General features: G+C 53.8%; 12 protein-coding genes, 1 tRNA gene and 4 pseudogenes. 5 read left to right on the top strand and 12 right to left on the bottom strand.

The window, feature by feature from the left end; all coding sequences use genetic code 11:
- The first annotated feature begins 63 nt into the window (after window positions 1-63).
- Window positions 64-1272, top strand: a pseudogene (locus ACWWJF_RS12955) (IS256 family transposase).
- A 32-nt stretch (window positions 1273-1304) separates the two neighbouring features.
- On the opposite strand, the pseudogene ACWWJF_RS12960 reads toward ACWWJF_RS12955, so the two are convergent.
- From ACWWJF_RS12960 to gpt, 10 genes and pseudogenes are all read right to left on the bottom strand, one after another.
- A pseudogene (locus tag ACWWJF_RS12960) lies at window positions 1305-1702 on the bottom strand (IS5 family transposase); the annotation flags it as partial.
- A 37-nt stretch (window positions 1703-1739) separates the two neighbouring features.
- The gene (gene ecpA, locus ACWWJF_RS12965; RefSeq protein ID WP_455869669.1) at window positions 1740-2318 is read right to left on the bottom strand and encodes a common pilus major fimbrillin subunit EcpA; all 579 of its coding nucleotides are present in this window, start codon (window positions 2316-2318) and stop codon (window positions 1740-1742) included.
- Between the two features lie 384 nt (window positions 2319-2702).
- Window positions 2703-3874 (bottom strand): IS3 family transposase gene (locus ACWWJF_RS12970; protein ID WP_455868755.1). Its coding sequence is split into 2 segments (ribosomal slippage): window positions 2703-3628 and window positions 3628-3874, totalling 1173 coding nucleotides; the frame shifts between segments, so codons are not numbered across the junction.
- An 82-nt stretch (window positions 3875-3956) separates the two neighbouring features.
- A pseudogene (locus tag ACWWJF_RS12975) lies at window positions 3957-4211 on the bottom strand (Arm DNA-binding domain-containing protein); the annotation flags it as partial.
- Between the two features lie 157 nt (window positions 4212-4368).
- Window positions 4369-4441: transfer RNA gene (locus ACWWJF_RS12980), tRNA-Thr, on the bottom strand.
- A 187-nt stretch (window positions 4442-4628) separates the two neighbouring features.
- A complete protein-coding gene (gene proA / locus ACWWJF_RS12985; protein WP_455869670.1) occupies window positions 4629-5882 on the bottom strand; it encodes a glutamate-5-semialdehyde dehydrogenase in 1254 nt (417 codons plus the stop codon).
- Window positions 5883-5892: 10 nt separating this feature from the next.
- Window positions 5893-6996 carry a glutamate 5-kinase gene (gene proB / locus ACWWJF_RS12990; RefSeq protein ID WP_455871073.1) on the bottom strand — a complete coding sequence of 368 codons (1104 nt, stop codon included), beginning with the start codon at window positions 6994-6996 and terminating at the stop codon, window positions 5893-5895.
- Between the two features lie 141 nt (window positions 6997-7137).
- Window positions 7138-7512 carry a sigma factor-binding protein Crl gene (crl, locus tag ACWWJF_RS12995; protein ID WP_455869671.1) on the bottom strand — a complete coding sequence of 125 codons (375 nt, stop codon included), beginning with the start codon at window positions 7510-7512 and terminating at the stop codon, window positions 7138-7140.
- A 97-nt stretch (window positions 7513-7609) separates the two neighbouring features.
- Window positions 7610-8860, bottom strand: coding sequence for an esterase FrsA (gene frsA / locus ACWWJF_RS13000; RefSeq protein WP_455869672.1), 1251 nt, complete (start codon window positions 8858-8860; stop codon window positions 7610-7612).
- A gap of 185 nt (window positions 8861-9045) precedes the next feature.
- A complete protein-coding gene (gpt, locus tag ACWWJF_RS13005) occupies window positions 9046-9504 on the bottom strand; it encodes a xanthine phosphoribosyltransferase (protein ID WP_455869673.1) in 459 nt (152 codons plus the stop codon).
- Window positions 9505-9921: 417 nt separating this feature from the next.
- Between gpt and pepD the strand changes: the two genes are divergently transcribed.
- On the top strand, window positions 9922-11382 hold the full coding sequence (gene pepD, locus ACWWJF_RS13010; protein ID WP_455869674.1) for a beta-Ala-His dipeptidase: 1461 nt from the start codon (window positions 9922-9924) through the stop codon (window positions 11380-11382).
- A 44-nt stretch (window positions 11383-11426) separates the two neighbouring features.
- On the opposite strand, the pseudogene ACWWJF_RS13015 reads toward pepD, so the two are convergent.
- Window positions 11427-11582, bottom strand: a pseudogene (locus ACWWJF_RS13015) (DNA polymerase IV); the annotation flags it as partial.
- Window positions 11583-11651: 69 nt separating this feature from the next.
- On the opposite strand from ACWWJF_RS13015, the gene ACWWJF_RS13020 reads away from it, so the two are divergent.
- From ACWWJF_RS13020 to arsC, 3 genes are all read left to right on the top strand, one after another.
- A protein-coding gene (locus ACWWJF_RS13020; protein ID WP_455869675.1) for an IS3 family transposase occupies window positions 11652-12820 on the top strand; the annotation gives its coding sequence in 2 pieces (ribosomal slippage) (window positions 11652-11907 and window positions 11907-12820; 1170 coding nt in all).
- A 189-nt stretch (window positions 12821-13009) separates the two neighbouring features.
- Window positions 13010-14539, top strand: a complete 1530-nt coding sequence (bepA, locus tag ACWWJF_RS13025) for a beta-barrel assembly-enhancing protease (protein ID WP_455869676.1) — start codon at window positions 13010-13012, stop codon at window positions 14537-14539.
- Window positions 14540-14559: 20 nt separating this feature from the next.
- Window positions 14560-14916: an arsenate reductase (glutaredoxin) gene (gene arsC, locus ACWWJF_RS13030; protein ID WP_455869677.1), complete on the top strand. Its 357-nt coding sequence runs from the start codon at window positions 14560-14562 to the stop codon at window positions 14914-14916.
- On the opposite strand, the gene hda is transcribed toward arsC, so the two are convergent.
- A complete protein-coding gene (gene hda, locus ACWWJF_RS13035; protein ID WP_455869678.1) occupies window positions 14911-15618 on the bottom strand; it encodes a DnaA inactivator Hda in 708 nt (235 codons plus the stop codon). The two genes, arsC and hda, sit on opposite strands and share 6 nt — an antisense overlap.
- Window positions 15619-15637: the final 19 nt, after the last annotated feature.

Below are 15637 nucleotides of genomic sequence, written 5' to 3' on the forward strand. Positions count from 1 at the left end.
CATAAATTTGTGTAATTGCCTGATTTTGATATGTTCAATCCAACATCAAAAACAGGTTGATTTATGGACGAAAAACAGTTGCAGGCTCTGGCTAACGAACTGGCCAAAAATCTCAAAACCCCTGACGATCTCAGCCAATTCGATCGCCTGCTGAAGAAAATCAGCGTTGAGTCTGCTCTCAACGCCGAAATGTCCCACCATCTGGGCTACGATAAAAATCAGCCCAAACCGGGGGCCAACTCCCGCAACGGCTATTCCACAAACACCGTGACCAGCGGCGATGGCCCTCTTGAACTACGTACTCCGCGCGATCGTGATGGCTCCTTCGAACCACAACTGGTGAAGAAAAACCAGACCCGGATCACCGGGATGGATAACCAAATCCTGTCCCTGTACGCCAGAGGGATGACCACCCGCGAGATAGCGTCTGCGTTCAACGAGCTGTATGACGCGGATGTCTCACCGGCGCTGGTCTCGAAGGTCACCGACGCCGTGATGGAACAGGTTACTGAATGGCAAAATCGTCCACTGGATGCAGTCTATCCCATTGTTTACCTTGACTGTATCATCCTGAAGGTCCGGCAGGACAGTCGCGTCATCAATAAATCCGTGTTCCTGGTACTGGGTATCAACATCGAGGGCCAGAAAGAACTGCTGGGTATGTGGCTGGCCGAAAACGAGGGCGCGAAGTTCTGGCTCAATGTGCTGACAGAACTAAAAAACCGCGGCCTGAACGATATCCTCATCGCCTGTGTCGACGGTCTGAAAGGCTTCCCGGACGCCATCAACGCGGTGTATCCCGAAGCCCGCATCCAGCGGTGCATCGTGCACATGGTACGCAACAGCCTGAGGTTCGTCTCTTGGAAGGACTACAAAGCCGTCACACGCGACCTGAAAGCCATCTATCAGGCCGCTACGGAAGAAGCAGGCCAGCAGTGGCTGGAAGCATTCGCCAGCGCATGGGACAGCCGCTATCCACAGATAAGCCGGAGCTGGCAGACGAACTGGAGCAATCTGGCAACGTTCTTCGCTTACCCGGCAGATATCCGCAAAGTCATCGACACAACCAACGCCATCGAGTCGCTGAACAGTGTGATCAGGCATGCGATTAAAAAACGCAAGGTGTTCCCGACTGACGACGCAGTGAAAAAGGTGGTGTGGCTGGCAATCCAGTCGGCCTAACAGAAATGGACGATGCCACTGCGGGACTGGCGTATGGCAATGAGCCGTTTTATTATCGAGTTCGGTGACCGCCTGGACGGTCACTACTGAGAAAGGCATTTACACAGAATCATGTACAGGGTCCCTCGAGAGCGACCCAGCCCATTATCTCCGGTGATATCGGGATGTTTTTTTGAGCACCGGCAGCACATTTCAGCGCCCTGATATTGCTACCATCCAGCGCAGTCGCTGACCAGTCCAGGAGGCCATGGGTATCAAGTGATGAAAGTAACTTATTGAAAATAATGTTAATGACTCCCGATTTTGACCATCGGTTAAAGCGGTTATAAACGGTTTTCCATGGGCCGTATCGCTCAGGTAAATCACGCCATGGGGCACCAGAGCACAGCACCCAGAACATGCCATTGATAATCATGCGATGCTCAGCCCATGGGCGTCCGGCCTGTGGTGTTGCTGGTTCAGCAGGGAGTAAGGGCTGGATGATAGCCCATGCTTCATCGGGAAGGTCGTAGCGAGCCATAGTTAAAAATTATTTAGAAACAAATAGTTAGTATAACTCATGGGATTAAGGGACACAGCCTAACATCACCGCTCCAGATCCCTTCCGGCAACTGACTGTAATCAGCCACAGGCGTGGTGCCATCGCTGGTGCCGCTAATAATGGCAAAGGTAAATGCATCTTGTGCCGTAGTGCGACCAGTCTGGTTATACCCGTTGGACAATGCGCTCAGGTTTCCACCGAAAACACCGTTAGCGGTATCAATCAGTACGGTATCAGCCATTTTTTCAATGGCCGTGCCGTTATAATCGACACCAACATTCAGCGTGGAACCGGATGAATCTAATTGCGTCAACATATTGCTGACCAGGCGGGACGTCAGTTTGAAAGAGGTTGCGCTGGTATCGCCTTCAACCGCCACATCAAACAGCCCTTTTTGAGAGTTAAAGCCGTTCACACCCTCGGCATATTGAAATGCGAGACTGCCAAGCGGCGTGACAACCAGCTTGCTGGTGGTGTCTTTTTTAGCCGTCGCTGACCATGTCGCCATCGCCTGAGCGGTTACATCAGCAGCCTGCACAGCACCAATATTGAAAACTGCCGCAGCCAAGGCGAGCATCATAATACTTTTTTTCATTCTTACATCCTTAAGATTATTACTGCTTATGTTTAATAGAGAGAAAAATAAAAATTACTGCATTTTATAAAAGGTAAAACCTCATCAACTAAAAAAAACATCTTAATACCATCAATCCCTTAATGATAAAGCATATAAAAAAGCCTCATCTCAAAAGGAGGGTTAAAATAAGATATTGTTTTTTCATGGCACAATAAACTGTAGTGGTCAACTAATATTGGCCACCGCATTAGACTGTATGTAGAACAGTCGCTCAGATTCGTTTGGAGTTAAGCCCATATCGTTATACACATCTTTCTAACGCACTGTTTAATCAATGAGTTACGGGTTTATCTCAGAGTGGCATTTTGAACCTCAAAAAGCCAATGGGATGGCTTGAATGCCTTAATTCACGGGGTTCTGAGCATCCTGTTCAAAAAATGGCCAAAAGATGTGTATAACGATATGAGTTAAGCCGCCGTTATACCAGTGAGGCCGGATAGCGCTGTAATACCCCGTGATGTAGCGGATAATCGCGTCCTGGGCTTCGCTGAAGCTGTTGTAACCCTTTGTCGGCACCCATTCTGTCTTCAGGCTGCGGAAGAACCGCTCCATTGGCGCATTATCCCAGCAGTTACCCCGCCGACTCATACTCTGCTTTATCCGGCAGCGCCACAGGGCTTGCCGGTATTGACGGCTGGTATAGTGGCTGCCCTGGTCGCTGTGGAACATGACTCCTGTTGGTTGTCCCCGGAGTTCCCAGGCCATCTGCAACGCTTTAACTGTCAGCGCCGAGTCCGGCGACGTCGACATGGCCCAGCCCACCGGTTTGCGGGCGAACAGGTCTAGCACCACCGCAAGGTAAGCCCAGCATTTGCCCGTCCAGATGTAGGTCACATCGCCGCACCAGACCTGATCCGGCGCGGTAACCGCGAACTGGCGGTTGAGATAGTTCGGTATTTCAACGAGTTCATTGCCGCCGCGTTTGTATTTGTGAGCCGGTCGCTGGCAGCTGGCGATACCCAGCTCCTTCATCAGCTTGCCAGCCAGCCAGCGCCCCATTTTGACACCGGAGCTGCCGGTGACGATGGTCGCGATACTTCGAGCGCCGGCAGAGCCGCCGCTGGCGTTCCAGGCTTCCATGACGCGGCTACACTTAACCACGCGCTCACCGTCGGGTTCATTAGCGGAAGCCTGCCAGTGCCTGTAGCTGCTGCGATGTACCTCAAAAGTTTGGCACAACGCCGTGACCGGGTATCGCGCCCTCAGCCTGTCGACTACCGTGAACCGTTGAGTGAGTCCGACATTAAGAGCGCCGTAGCCTTTTTTAGGATTTCGTTCTCCATTTCAAGGCATTGGACTTTTTTCTTCATCTCACGCAGCTCGAGCTGTTCAGGGGTAAGAGGAAGTCCCGTTGGCGTTTTTCCCTGTCGTTCAAGGCGAAGCTTATTGACCCAGCGACTAATGGCAGAATGGCTGACATTAACCGCCTCTGCGGCCTTAACGTATGTGTAGCCGTGGTCGACAACCAGCTTTGCGGCTTCGAGCTTAAATTCCGCCGTAAAATGTTTACCCATGAGGTCACCTGTCGTGTTGATGAGGTGAGCATATCACCTCCGATCAGGTGGCCAGTATCAGTGTGCCACTACAACCATAGTTTTTCGCTTTCACGGGATCGACGCCCACCGCCACATTTTGCCGGGCCTCGTCGCGTTTTTGTCGTGCGGCGGCGAGGGATACCGCAGGGTAGACGCCGATTGCCAGCATTTTTTCTTTACCGGCAAAGGTGTAACGGTAGCGCCAGTATTTGGCACCACTGGTTTTTATCAGCAAAAAAAGCCCATTACCATCCGGCAGTTTGTAATCCTTGTCACCGGGCTTTGCTGTTTCAATCTGTCGCGCATTCAGTTTCATAGGTACCCGTTGCCAAATTAAGATGCCCGGATATGTACCCGTTTTAGACACGGATTGCAACGGTTTTAAATGGACATCATCGGACAAAAAATGGCGCTAACTTAGCGATTTTTAACTAAAAATGGACATTTAAGGAGACTAGCGGAATAAGAGACGGCGCCGATAATAGGAGTCGAACCTACGACCTTCGCATTACGAATGCGCTGCTCTACCAACTGAGCTATATCGGCCCTGAGACACGTCAGTGAGCACTGACGGTGGACTACGGGGTGACAAAGTAGTGAAATCACCGCAGCAAGTCAATAGTTTTGCCGCCGTTTGCTGGTTTTGTAAACGACCGGAGGAATAACAGGATTCTCTCATTATTTTCACTGCTAATAACGGAGAATCCTATAACTTTCAGGCTTAAGGCAGCGGTCAGGCGCGGATTAAATCTTCGCCGTAACCAATCCACTTGTAGGTGGTCAACGCTTCCAGTCCCATCGGGCCGCGCGCGTGCAATTTCTGCGTGCTTACCGCCACTTCAGCGCCCAAGCCAAACTGGCCGCCATCGGTAAAGCGGGTGCTGGCATTGACGTACACCGCCGAGGAATCCACCTCGCGCAAAAAGCGTTCCGCATTGCTGATGGAGCGCGTCAAAATGGCATCGGAGTGCTGCGTGCCGTGTTCACGGATATGGGCAATGGCAGCATCCATATCGTCCACCAGTGCCACGTTGAGGTCGTTAGAGAGCCATTCGTCATCGTAGTCCTTGGCTTCCACCGCAACCACGTTGGCAGGCCCGCTTTGCAGCGTGCTCAAGGCTTCCGGGCTGGCGTGCAGCGTCACCCCTGCTTTTGCCATTTTCTCGCTCAGTGCAGGCAGGAACTGCGCGGCAATGGCGCGGTGAATCAGCAGCGTTTCCAGGCTGTTGCACGCGCTCGGACGTTGTACCTTGGCGCTTTCAATAACGGTCAGCGCTTTGGCAAAATCAATGCTCTCATCGGCAAAAATATGGCACACGCCAATCCCGCCCGTGATCACCGGGATGGTCGATTGTTCGCGGCACAATTTATGCAGCCCGGCACCACCGCGCGGGATCAGCATATCCACGTAGCGATCCAGCTTAAGCAATTGATTGACCAGCTCTCTGTCTGGGCTTTCAATCGCCTGAACCGCAGCAGCGGGCAGTCCACTCTGCGCCAGTGCGCGTTGAATCACGCTCACGGTGGCTGCATTGGTGCGATAAGTCTCTTTGCCGCCGCGCAGAATCACCGCGTTACCGGTTTTCAGGCACAGGCTGGCGACGTCCACCGTCACATTCGGGCGCGCTTCATAGATAACGCCCACCACGCCCAATGGCACGCGACGGCGTTCCAGCTTCAATCCATTATCCAGCAGGCGGCCATCTATCACTTCAACCACCGGGTCATTCAGGCGGCAGACCTGGCGCACATCGTCAGCGATAGCGCTCAGCCGCTGCGGTGTGAGCAGCAACCGGTCTTGTAACGCGGCACTCATGCCATTTTGCCGTGCATCTGCCAGATCCAGTGCGTTAGCGGCCAGAATCTCTGCGCTTTCTGCCTCCAGCAGGTCAGCAATCACGTTCAGCGCCTGGTTCTTCTGCACCGTACTCAGCACCGACAGGTGATAGGAGGCGTGTTTAGCCGCTTTGCCCATTTTTTCCAGCATGGCGTGCTCCTTAATTGATAATCATGTCGTCGCGATGAACAGCCACCGGGCCATACTCGTACCCAAGGATATCGGCAATCTGCTGCGAGTGGTGCCCGGCGATCATGCGCAGCGCATCACTGTTGTAACGGCTTACCGCATGCGCCAAATCACGTCCGGAAAGCGTACAAACGCGGATGACCTCACCGCGAGAAAAGTTGCCCTTCACCTCGCGAATGCCTTTTGGCAACAGCGAGCTGCCACGCTCAACGATTGCGGAAAGCGCACCGCCATCAATGGTAATTTCACCCGCCGGCGGTGCACCGAAGATCCAGTGTTTGCGGCTTTCCAGCGGTGCTTCCACGGCGTGAAAACGGGTGCCGATCGACACGTTGCCAATCACATCGCCAATCACATCGGCGCGGTTGCCTGCGGCAATGATCACATCAATCCCGGCGCGGCAGGCCACGTCGGCAGCCTGCAATTTGGTTGACATACCGCCCGTGCCAAGGCCAGAAACGCTGCCACCGGCAATCAGGCGTAGTTCGTCGGTAATGCCTTCCACCTCCCGGATCAATTCGGCCTCCGGGTTGGAACGCGGATCGGCGGTAAACAGGCCAGCCTGATCGGTCAGCAACAGCAGCTTGTCCGCATCTGCCAATATCGCGGCGAGTGCCGACAGGTTGTCGTTATCGCCAACCTTGATTTCGGCGGTGGCTACCGCATCGTTCTCATTAATCACCGGAACAATACGGTTATCCAGCAATGCACGCAGCGTGTCGCGGGCGTTGAGGAAACGTTCTCTGTCTTCCAGATCCGAGCGCGTCAGCAACATTTGACCAATATGGATGCCATAAATAGAAAACAGTTGTTCCCATAGCTGAATCAAACGGCTCTGCCCGACCGCAGCCAACAGTTGTTTGGTGGCGATGGTGGCAGGCAATTCCGGATAGCCCAAATGCTCGCGCCCAGCGGCAATCGCCCCAGACGTCACAATCACAATACGGTTTCCGGCCGCGTGCTGCTGCGCACACTGGCGAACCAATTCAACAATATGGGCACGGTTCAAGCGGCGCGATCCGCCGGTCAACACGCTGGTACCCAATTTCACAACCAAAGTCTGGCTGCCACTCATGATTAATCTGCCGTTAATGTTGGTAAAAACACGAAATAGTGAAAACGTTGCCACAGAGCACGTTCATAATGGCAACAGAGATTACGCGAATCTGCCCCGCTCCCGAAAACGGTAATGCGGCGCAGACTCAAAAGAGAGGCTTCACGGTCGCTCGGTGAGCGTCAAGGCGGGTTCCAAAGAATGTAATAACTTTTCCAGACGCGTATGAAACTGCCGTTGCGTCTCCTGCACTTTCGTCAGCACTTCGGTATCCTTAATTTTCTCTTCTTGCCAACGGCCCGTTTTATCGTACAAGCCAGTATGGTAGGAATAAACGAGCGTCTTTTCCTGGGCTTCCAACTGGAGCCACCATCCCCAGAATTCCCGTTTTTCCGGCACAGGATTCACACTAACGCATACCGCCAGGCAATCAAAGAAAAAACGTTCGTTGTCGCACTGATTCTCGCGTAGATAGGGCCCCAATGAGGCAAAACTTTTCATGAGCCGGGCTTTCGGGTGTCCACTCGGTAATGTCATCGGTTTACTCCTCAGGTTGAAGCTTCTCTTTTAACAGATGGCAACAATAAATTAAACCGCTACGCTTCAGGTTATTCTTTCTTTGTGAGTCCGATGCTTAGGCGTTCAGCGCGTCCTTTAGCCAATCGCTGATATGGCCCAATGCCTGATGAAAATTACGGTATATCGGCGCCGATTTGATGGGCAACAATTTACCGTTGGTGGACGAATTGACGATCAGGCTCGCTTCTTCTTTCGGGCACATCAGGTCATTATCCCAATAGCCCGCCAGCATTGGTGTCGGGCAACGGTGGCCCAGTAGCCCCTGCGTTTTAAGCGAGTAGCGGCCCAGTTCCGTTTTCAGCGCTGCGTCAGTGGCATTTGCCATGCCAAGGCGACTGGCCAGCACGTCCATATACATATCCGGCACCTGATGTTGGCGCTGCGTATCACACAGCAAATGGTGCACGATGGGGCCAAGCGTTGCGACACCGCGCAAACGGCCTGGATCCAGATAAGCCAGACGCACCGCGATATTGGCTCCGAAACGAAAACCAAAGGCACCAACGCGACAGTGATCGACCCAGGGGATATCAGGCAGTGCGCGCAACACCTGTCGGTGCAGGAAACTGCTGTCTTCACTTAACTTCCAGCGCGATGAAAAGCCTACCGACGGCACATCAATGGTCAGCATAGCCATGCCAGCCGGAGCCAGGTAGTCGCGGAACAGGCGATAATAGTCGCTTTGCAGCATATCGAGCGTGCCACACATCAGCACGGTCGGGAACGGTGCTGAGCCCTGCTCAGGCAAGTGCAAAAAGCCGAGCAGATTACCGCCACCTTCGATTGGAAAATCCAGCGCTTTTAACTGATACGGCAGATAGTTAGCCGCTTCTTCATAGGCGCGGTTCGCCAGCGTTTGTGCCTGCTCCGCCAGTTCGTCCCCTTTGATATAGGGATAAGCCGCAATACTGTAGAGATTGGCCGCATTCAGCCAATAGTGGCCATCGTGCTGGGTCTCTTCGCTTTCCATCGCTTTGGTTTGCCAGGCGGCCCCCTGCTTGGCCCACTCGTAAATCCAGTTGCCGCTGCGGTAACCCACCACGGTATCCAGAAAATGTTCATTGCTGCGTTTAGCCGTGCTGACCGTAATCCGTGCCAGCACTTCTTCGATTTCACGTGGATCGACACCGCGCCAGATCCACATCAGGCGGTTCAGTGTGCGATACCAGTGTTTTGAATACCGCCCTTCCAGCGCGGAATGGCGTTCAACGTCTTCATGGTGGCGAGCGCGCCTGACCAACGTTGATGTCTCTTGATGTTTGAACGAGGGTTTAAACAGTGTCTCAGAGAGATTGGCTTGAACCACGGCAGTCTCCTAGATACGGCATGATTGAGAACACGAAAACGCACGGCAGATGCGCATCGGAATGAAAGTACTGCACAGGCTTCTTTGAGCCTTTAAAAAAAATTGCCCGGCGCAAAGCCGGGCAATTAACATAACATTAGTTAGCGTCTGAACGCTATGCCAGAAGGCGATTACCGTCCGGCCTGTTACCGTCCGGCCAAGGGCGGAACAAACACTACGCCCATGTCCCACGGTTGCTCAATCCAGGTGTCCTGTGGGATATCAACCACGTAGTAATCAACAAGTGGGCGCCCGGCAGGCTTGACGAAGATGGTGATAAAATGCGCTTTCGGATACATATTGCGAATCGCTTTCGCCGTTCCCCCGGTATCCACCAGATCGTCGATCACGATAAACCCTTCACCGTCTCCCTCGGCACGTTTCAGGACAGTCAGCTCACGCTGGTTGTCGTGGTCATAGCTGGAGATACACACGGTATCCACATGACGGATGCCTAATTCACGCGCCAGCAGTGCACCGGGAACCAACCCGCCACGGCTAACGGCAATAATGCCTTTCCATTGTTCGGCTGGCAGCAAACGCTGCGCCAGTTTACGGGCATGAATTTGCAACATATCCCAGGTGACGACGTACTTTTCGCTCATAAAAATCTATCCTGACCAACGTTAAATTGGCTTAATTCGAGTCTGAGGGGGGAAAAGGTTGCGCGAGATTATAGATAGCCGCCAGCATAAAAACCAGTATTTATCCACGTAATCGCTGCGTACCTCTTGCTTTTGCCCTCGAATTGCCGGGTAAACACAGCCTAGCACAAAGCGGAAAATAACGGCCATACCGGTTACTTAGCGCAAAGTATCAATTCGATATACTGAAATTTTCATCTTATAAAGCATAAAATGCTATGACCATCGGTAATACAAATTGAAGATGCATCAAAAGATTAAGGAAAGTGATATTCTGTCACTGACGTGCCGATTGCGGCGGCACAACCCGAAACGTTTAACTTGCAGTCCTTACGCACCTGATGCGCAGACGGGTCTGCTAACGAGGAGACGCTAATCGTGTCTGAACTGTCTCAACTTGCTCCCCAGCCTTTGTGGGATATTTTTGCCACCATCTGTTTCATTCCCCATCCTTCTTACCATGAAGAGGCGTTGGCGCAGCACATTTTAGCCTGGGCCAAAGAGCGTAATATTCACGCCGAGCGCGATGCCGTGGGGAATATCCTGCTGCGTAAAGCTGCGACGCCGGGGCTGGAAAACCGCAAAGCGGTGGTATTGCAGGCGCACCTGGATATGGTGCCGCAGAAAAATAATGACACCGTACACGATTTTACCACTGACCCTATCCAACCTTATGTGGATGGCGACTGGGTCAAAGCACGTGGCACTACGCTGGGTGCGGATAACGGTATTGGTATGGCCTCGGCGCTGGCGGTGCTGGCAGACGATCGCGTGAAACATGGCCCGCTGGAAGTGCTGCTGACCATGACGGAAGAATCCGGTATGGATGGCGCCTTCGGCTTGCAGCCCAACTGGTTGCAGGGCGATATTCTGATCAATACCGATTCAGAAGAAGAAGGTGAAGTGTACATGGGCTGCGCCGGCGGGATCGATTTTATCACCCGTCTGCCGCTGACGCGCGAAACGCTGCCCACAGATCTTTCCACGTTCAAACTTACGTTGAAAGGGCTAAAAGGCGGCCACTCCGGCTGCGATATTCATTTGGGTCTGGGTAACGCCAATAAGCTGCTGGCACGTTTTCTGTTCCAGTACGCCGCGAAAACGGATATTCGCGTGCTGGATTTAAACGGCGGCACCCTGCGTAACGCCATTCCGCGTGAGGCCTTCGCCACGCTGGCCGTTCCGGCGGGCAACGTCGCCACGCTGAAAACGCTGGCAGAACAGTATCTGGCAACGCTGCAACACGAACTGGCTGCCGTGGAGAAAAACCTGACGCTGGTTCTGGAAGAAACCTCCAGCGATACTCTGCCACTCACCGCCGAATCCCGCGATCGCCTGCTGGCCTTGCTGAATTTCACCCCGAATGGCGTCATTCGTATGAGTGATGAAGTCAAAGGCGTGGTAGAAACTTCGCTCAATTTGGGCGTGGTCACCATGAATGCAGAACAGGCAGAAATCGTCTGCTTGATCCGTTCGCTGATCGACAGCGGTAAAGATGCCGTGGTAGGAACGTTAACGGCGTTGGGTCAGTTAGCGGGCGCTCACACCGCACCGAAAGGCGGCTACCCTGGCTGGAAACCGGATGCCCATTCACCGGTGATGCAACTGGTGCGTGAAACGTACCAGAAACTGTTCGACACCACGCCGAACGTCATGGTTATTCACGCCGGGCTTGAGTGTGGGTTATTTAAAAAGCCCTACCCGAACATGGACATGGTTTCCATTGGGCCCACCATTACCGGACCGCATTCACCCGATGAACAAGTGCACATCGCAAGCGTAGGCCGCTACTGGCAACTGCTGACAGCGCTGCTGGCGGCTATCCCAGAAAAAGCGTAATCAAGGCGCGCCGGGGTATTTATTGTCACCGGCGCGTCGTCCCATTACTCCAAATTCAGTAGCAGTTGACGTTCCATTTGCGGATCGAGCAAAGTAACGTGCAACCCAACCAGCCTGACGCCTCGCGTCTGACGCCGCTCTTCCCAGGTTTGCCGTGCCAACCGCAACAGATCCTGCTTATTCAGTTCAGGCCATATGTAGTGGCACACTGATACTGGCCACCTGATCGGAGGTGATATGCTCACCTCATCAACACGACAGGTGACCTCATGGGTAAACATTTTACGGCGGAATTTAAGCTCGAAGCCGCAAAGCTGGTTGTCGACCACGGCTACACATACGTTAAGGCCGCAGAGGCGGTTAATGTCAGCCATTCTGCCATTAGTCGCTGGGTCAATAAGCTTCGCCTTGAACGACAGGGAAAAACGCCAACGGGACTTCCTCTTACCCCTGAACAGCTCGAGCTGCGTGAGATGAAGAAAAAAGTCCAATGCCTTGAAATGGAGAACGAAATCCTAAAAAAGGCTACGGCGCTCTTAATGTCGGACTCACTCAACGGTTCACGGTAGTCGACAGGCTGAGGGCGCGATACCCGGTCACGGCGTTGTGCCAAACTTTTGAGGTACATCGCAGCAGCTACAGGCACTGGCAGGCTTCCGCTAATGAACCCGACGGTGAGCGCGTGGTTAAGTGTAGTCGCGTCATGGAAGCCTGGAACGCCAGCGGCGGCTCTGCCGGCGCTCGAAGTATCGCGACCATCGTCACCGGCAGCTCCGGTGTCAACATGGGGCGCTGGCTGGCTGGCAAGCTGATGAAGGAGCTGGGTATCGCCAGCTGCCAGCGACCGGCTCACAAATACAAACGCGGCGGCAATGAACACGTTGAAATACCGAACTATCTCAACCGCCAGTTCGCGGTTACCGCGCCGGATCAGGTCTGGTGCGGCGATGTGACCTACATCTGGACGGGCAAATGCTGGGCTTACCTTGCGGTGGTGCTAGACCTGTTCGCCCGCAAACCGGTGGGCTGGGCCATGTCGACGTCGCCGGACTCGGCGCTGACAGTTAAAGCGTTGCAGATGGCCTGGGAACTCCGGGGACAACCAACAGGAGTCATGTTCCACAGCGACCAGGGCAGCCACTATACCAGCCGTCAATACCGGCAAGCCCTGTGGCGCTGCCGGATAAAGCAGAGTATGAGTCGGCGGGGTAACTGCTGGGATAATGCGCCAATGGAGCGGTTCTTCCGCAGCCTGAAGACAGAATGGGTGCCGACAAAGGGTTACAACAGCTTCAGCGAAGCCCAGGACGCGATTATCCGCTACATCACGGGGTATTACAGCGCTATCCGGCCTCACTGGTATAACGGCGGCTTAACTCCAAACGAATCTAAGCGACTGTTCTACATACAGTCTAATGCGGTGGCCAATATTAGTTGACCACTACAGTTATGGTGTCGGTGTTTTTGCGTTACCTTGATTCACACTGCGCGCAACCTCGTGCTTGCTGTTTTTTGCACGGCGCGTTGTTATGCTGCACTTTTCCCGCATTCCACTTTGCATGCTCCCTCCGCGCTGGCTAAGATAGGCGCTAATCGCTTTTACCGTGCAGTCGAGAAGGTCCCACTCATGGTCTTCAATTGGTTAGGTGCTGAACGTCCTCGCATTACCGCTCCGGCAGGCAAGACGTTTCTGCGTGGATTCAGAGTAAAGAAAACCCTGACTGCGCTGCTGTTTGGCACAATTCTGGTCGGCATCTCGGCGCCCGTCGTTGCGGACATGCAGGATCAGCTTCCCGATATGGGAACCACAGCAGGCGGTACGCTCAGTATCAATCAAGAAATTGCCATGGGTGATTTCTACCTACGGCAAATGCGCGGTGGTGCACCACTGATTGACGATCCGCTGCTGGTACAATACATCAACCAACTTGGCCAACGGTTAGTAAAAAGCGCCAACTCAGTACGCACGCCTTTTCACTTCTTCATCATTCGCAACGATGAGTTGAACGCCTTTGCCTTCTTCGGTGGCAATGTGGTCATCCATTCTGCCTTGTTCCGCTACGCAGAAAACGAAAGCGAACTGGCATCGGTGCTGGCGCATGAAATCTCGCACGTCACCCAACGCCATCTGGCGCGCACCATGGAATCACAACAGCGCAGCGCCCCGCTTACCTGGGTGGGTGCATTGGGTTCCATTCTGCTCGCCATGGCCAATCCGCAGATGGGAATGGCAGCCCTGAGCGGCACGTTGGCGGGCGCGCAGCAGAGAATTATCAGCTTCACGCAGTCCAACGAACAGGAAGCCGATCGTATTGGTCTGCAAGTGTTGCAGCGGGCGGGGTTTGATCCGCAGGCTATGCCTAACTTCATGCAAAAATTAGCCGATCAATCACGCTATGCCACCAATCCGCCGGAAATGCTGCTGACACACCCGTTGCCGGAGAGTCGTCTGGCCGATGCCCGCAACCGTGCCAACCAGATGCGCCCTGCACCCACCCAATCCTCGCAGGATTTTCTGTTTGCCAAGATGCGTGCACTGACGATGTACAGCACCGCTTATAAGGCTACCGCAGATGAAACCATTGATAACTGGCTAAAAGGCAATGTGCGCGAGCAGCTTGCCGCACAGTACGGCAAAGCAGTGCGCGCTTATGAAGAGAAGAAATATGACGATGCCCGTGCCGTGCTTCAACCACTGCTGGATAAAACCCCGGACAGCCCCTGGTTTCTCGATCTGATGACGGATATCGATCTGGCGCAAAACAAAGCCGCACAGGCCATCGCACGCTTACAAAAAGCGCCGGGCGCCCAGAACAATCCAGTACTGCAATTGAATTTGGCTAACTCCTATGTCACGGGCGGTCAGGCCGCCGCAGCCAGCCGTCTGCTCTATCGTTATACCTACGCTAATCCGGGCGATCCCAACGGTTGGTCGCTGCTGGCGCAGGCCTCCGCCGCACAGGGCATGCGTGCCGAAGAGCTTGCCGCGCGCGGAGAGGAACTGGCGTTATCCGGAAAACTGGATCAGGCTATCGGGCTGTTCAGCAATGCCAGTTCGCTGAGTAAACTCGGCAGTCTGGAGCAGGCGCGCTATGATGCCCGCATTGACCAGTTACGCCAGTTACAGCAACGTTTCCGTCAGTTTGAAAGATCTTGATAAACAGCAAGGAACAGCCCATGTCGCACGATATCGTTATTTATCACAACCCGCGCTGCTCCAAGAGCCGTGAAACGCTGGCGCTGTTGCAGCAACACGGCGTTATGCCGCGCGTGGTGCTCTATCTGGATACACCACCGGATGCCGCACAGATTCGCCAACTGTTATCACAGCTAGGCTTTAGTAGCGCACGTGAATTGATGCGCCAGAAAGAAGACCTGTACCGCGAATTAAATCTGTCGGATACGACGTTAACTGAAACACAGCTGATTGCTGCACTGGTTGAACATCCCAAGCTGATTGAGCGCCCGATTGTGGTCAACGGTGAACGAGCACGTATCGGCCGCCCACCGGAGCAAGTGCTCGCGCTGTTATAGCCCCAGGATCTCTTTGACGAAGGGGATAGTCAGTTTACGCTGAGCAGTAATCGAGGCGTGATCGAGCTGATCGAGCGTCATAAACAGCGTGCGCATTTCGCGATCGAGCCGCTTCAACAAAAAGCGGCTCACATCTTCTGGCAGCTCAAAGCCACGCAGGCGGGCGCGCAACTGTAACGCCTCGCCTTTCTCTTCATCAGAGAGCGGCTGCAATTTATAAATCTGCCCCCAATCCAGACGAGATGCCAAATCAGGCAGATGCAGATTAAGCTGACGCGGTGGACGATCGCCGGTGATCAACAGCCGGGTGTGCCCCCCTTCCTGAATACGGTTGTAGAGATTGAACATCGCCATTTCCCAGGCATCATCGCCCGCAATGGATTCGATATTGTCGATACAGACCAGCGCGAGTTGCTCCATGCCGTCCAGGACTTCAGGCACAAAATAGGCGCGTTTGTCTAACGGCACATAGCCCGCCGTATCGCCCTGACGCGATAACGCGGCGCAGGCGGCATGCAGCAGGTGGCTGCGCCCTCCCCCTTCCCGTGACCAGAAGTAAATATAGCTACCATGCTCTTGCTGCAACACGTTGTGAAGGGCGGCCAGAAGTGACGCGTTTTCTCCCGGATAGAAACTGGCAAAGGTTTCGTCATCAGGCAAAGAAAGTGGCAGTGAAAGCTGTGCCGGCGTGTTCAGATGCACCTCATGTTCAATTTGTAGT

This window comes from Symbiopectobacterium sp. Eva_TO (assembly GCF_053848865.1).

What these genes read in the sequence shown, in the direction of transcription:
- ecpA (WP_455869669.1), bottom strand. Translation starts at nt 2,318, where the DNA reads ATGAAAAAAAGTATTATGATGCTCGCCTTGGCTGCGGCAGTTTTCAAT.
- bepA (WP_455869676.1), top strand. Translation starts at nt 13,010, where the DNA reads ATGGTCTTCAATTGGTTAGGTGCTGAACGTCCTCGCATTACCGCTCCG.
- proA (WP_455869670.1), bottom strand. Translation starts at nt 5,882, where the DNA reads ATGCTGGAAAAAATGGGCAAAGCGGCTAAACACGCCTCCTATCACCTG.
- arsC (WP_455869677.1), top strand. Translation starts at nt 14,560, where the DNA reads ATGTCGCACGATATCGTTATTTATCACAACCCGCGCTGCTCCAAGAGC.
- crl (WP_455869671.1), bottom strand. Translation starts at nt 7,512, where the DNA reads ATGACATTACCGAGTGGACACCCGAAAGCCCGGCTCATGAAAAGTTTT.
- proB (WP_455871073.1), bottom strand. Translation starts at nt 6,996, where the DNA reads ATGAGTGGCAGCCAGACTTTGGTTGTGAAATTGGGTACCAGCGTGTTG.
- gpt (WP_455869673.1), bottom strand. Translation starts at nt 9,504, where the DNA reads ATGAGCGAAAAGTACGTCGTCACCTGGGATATGTTGCAAATTCATGCC.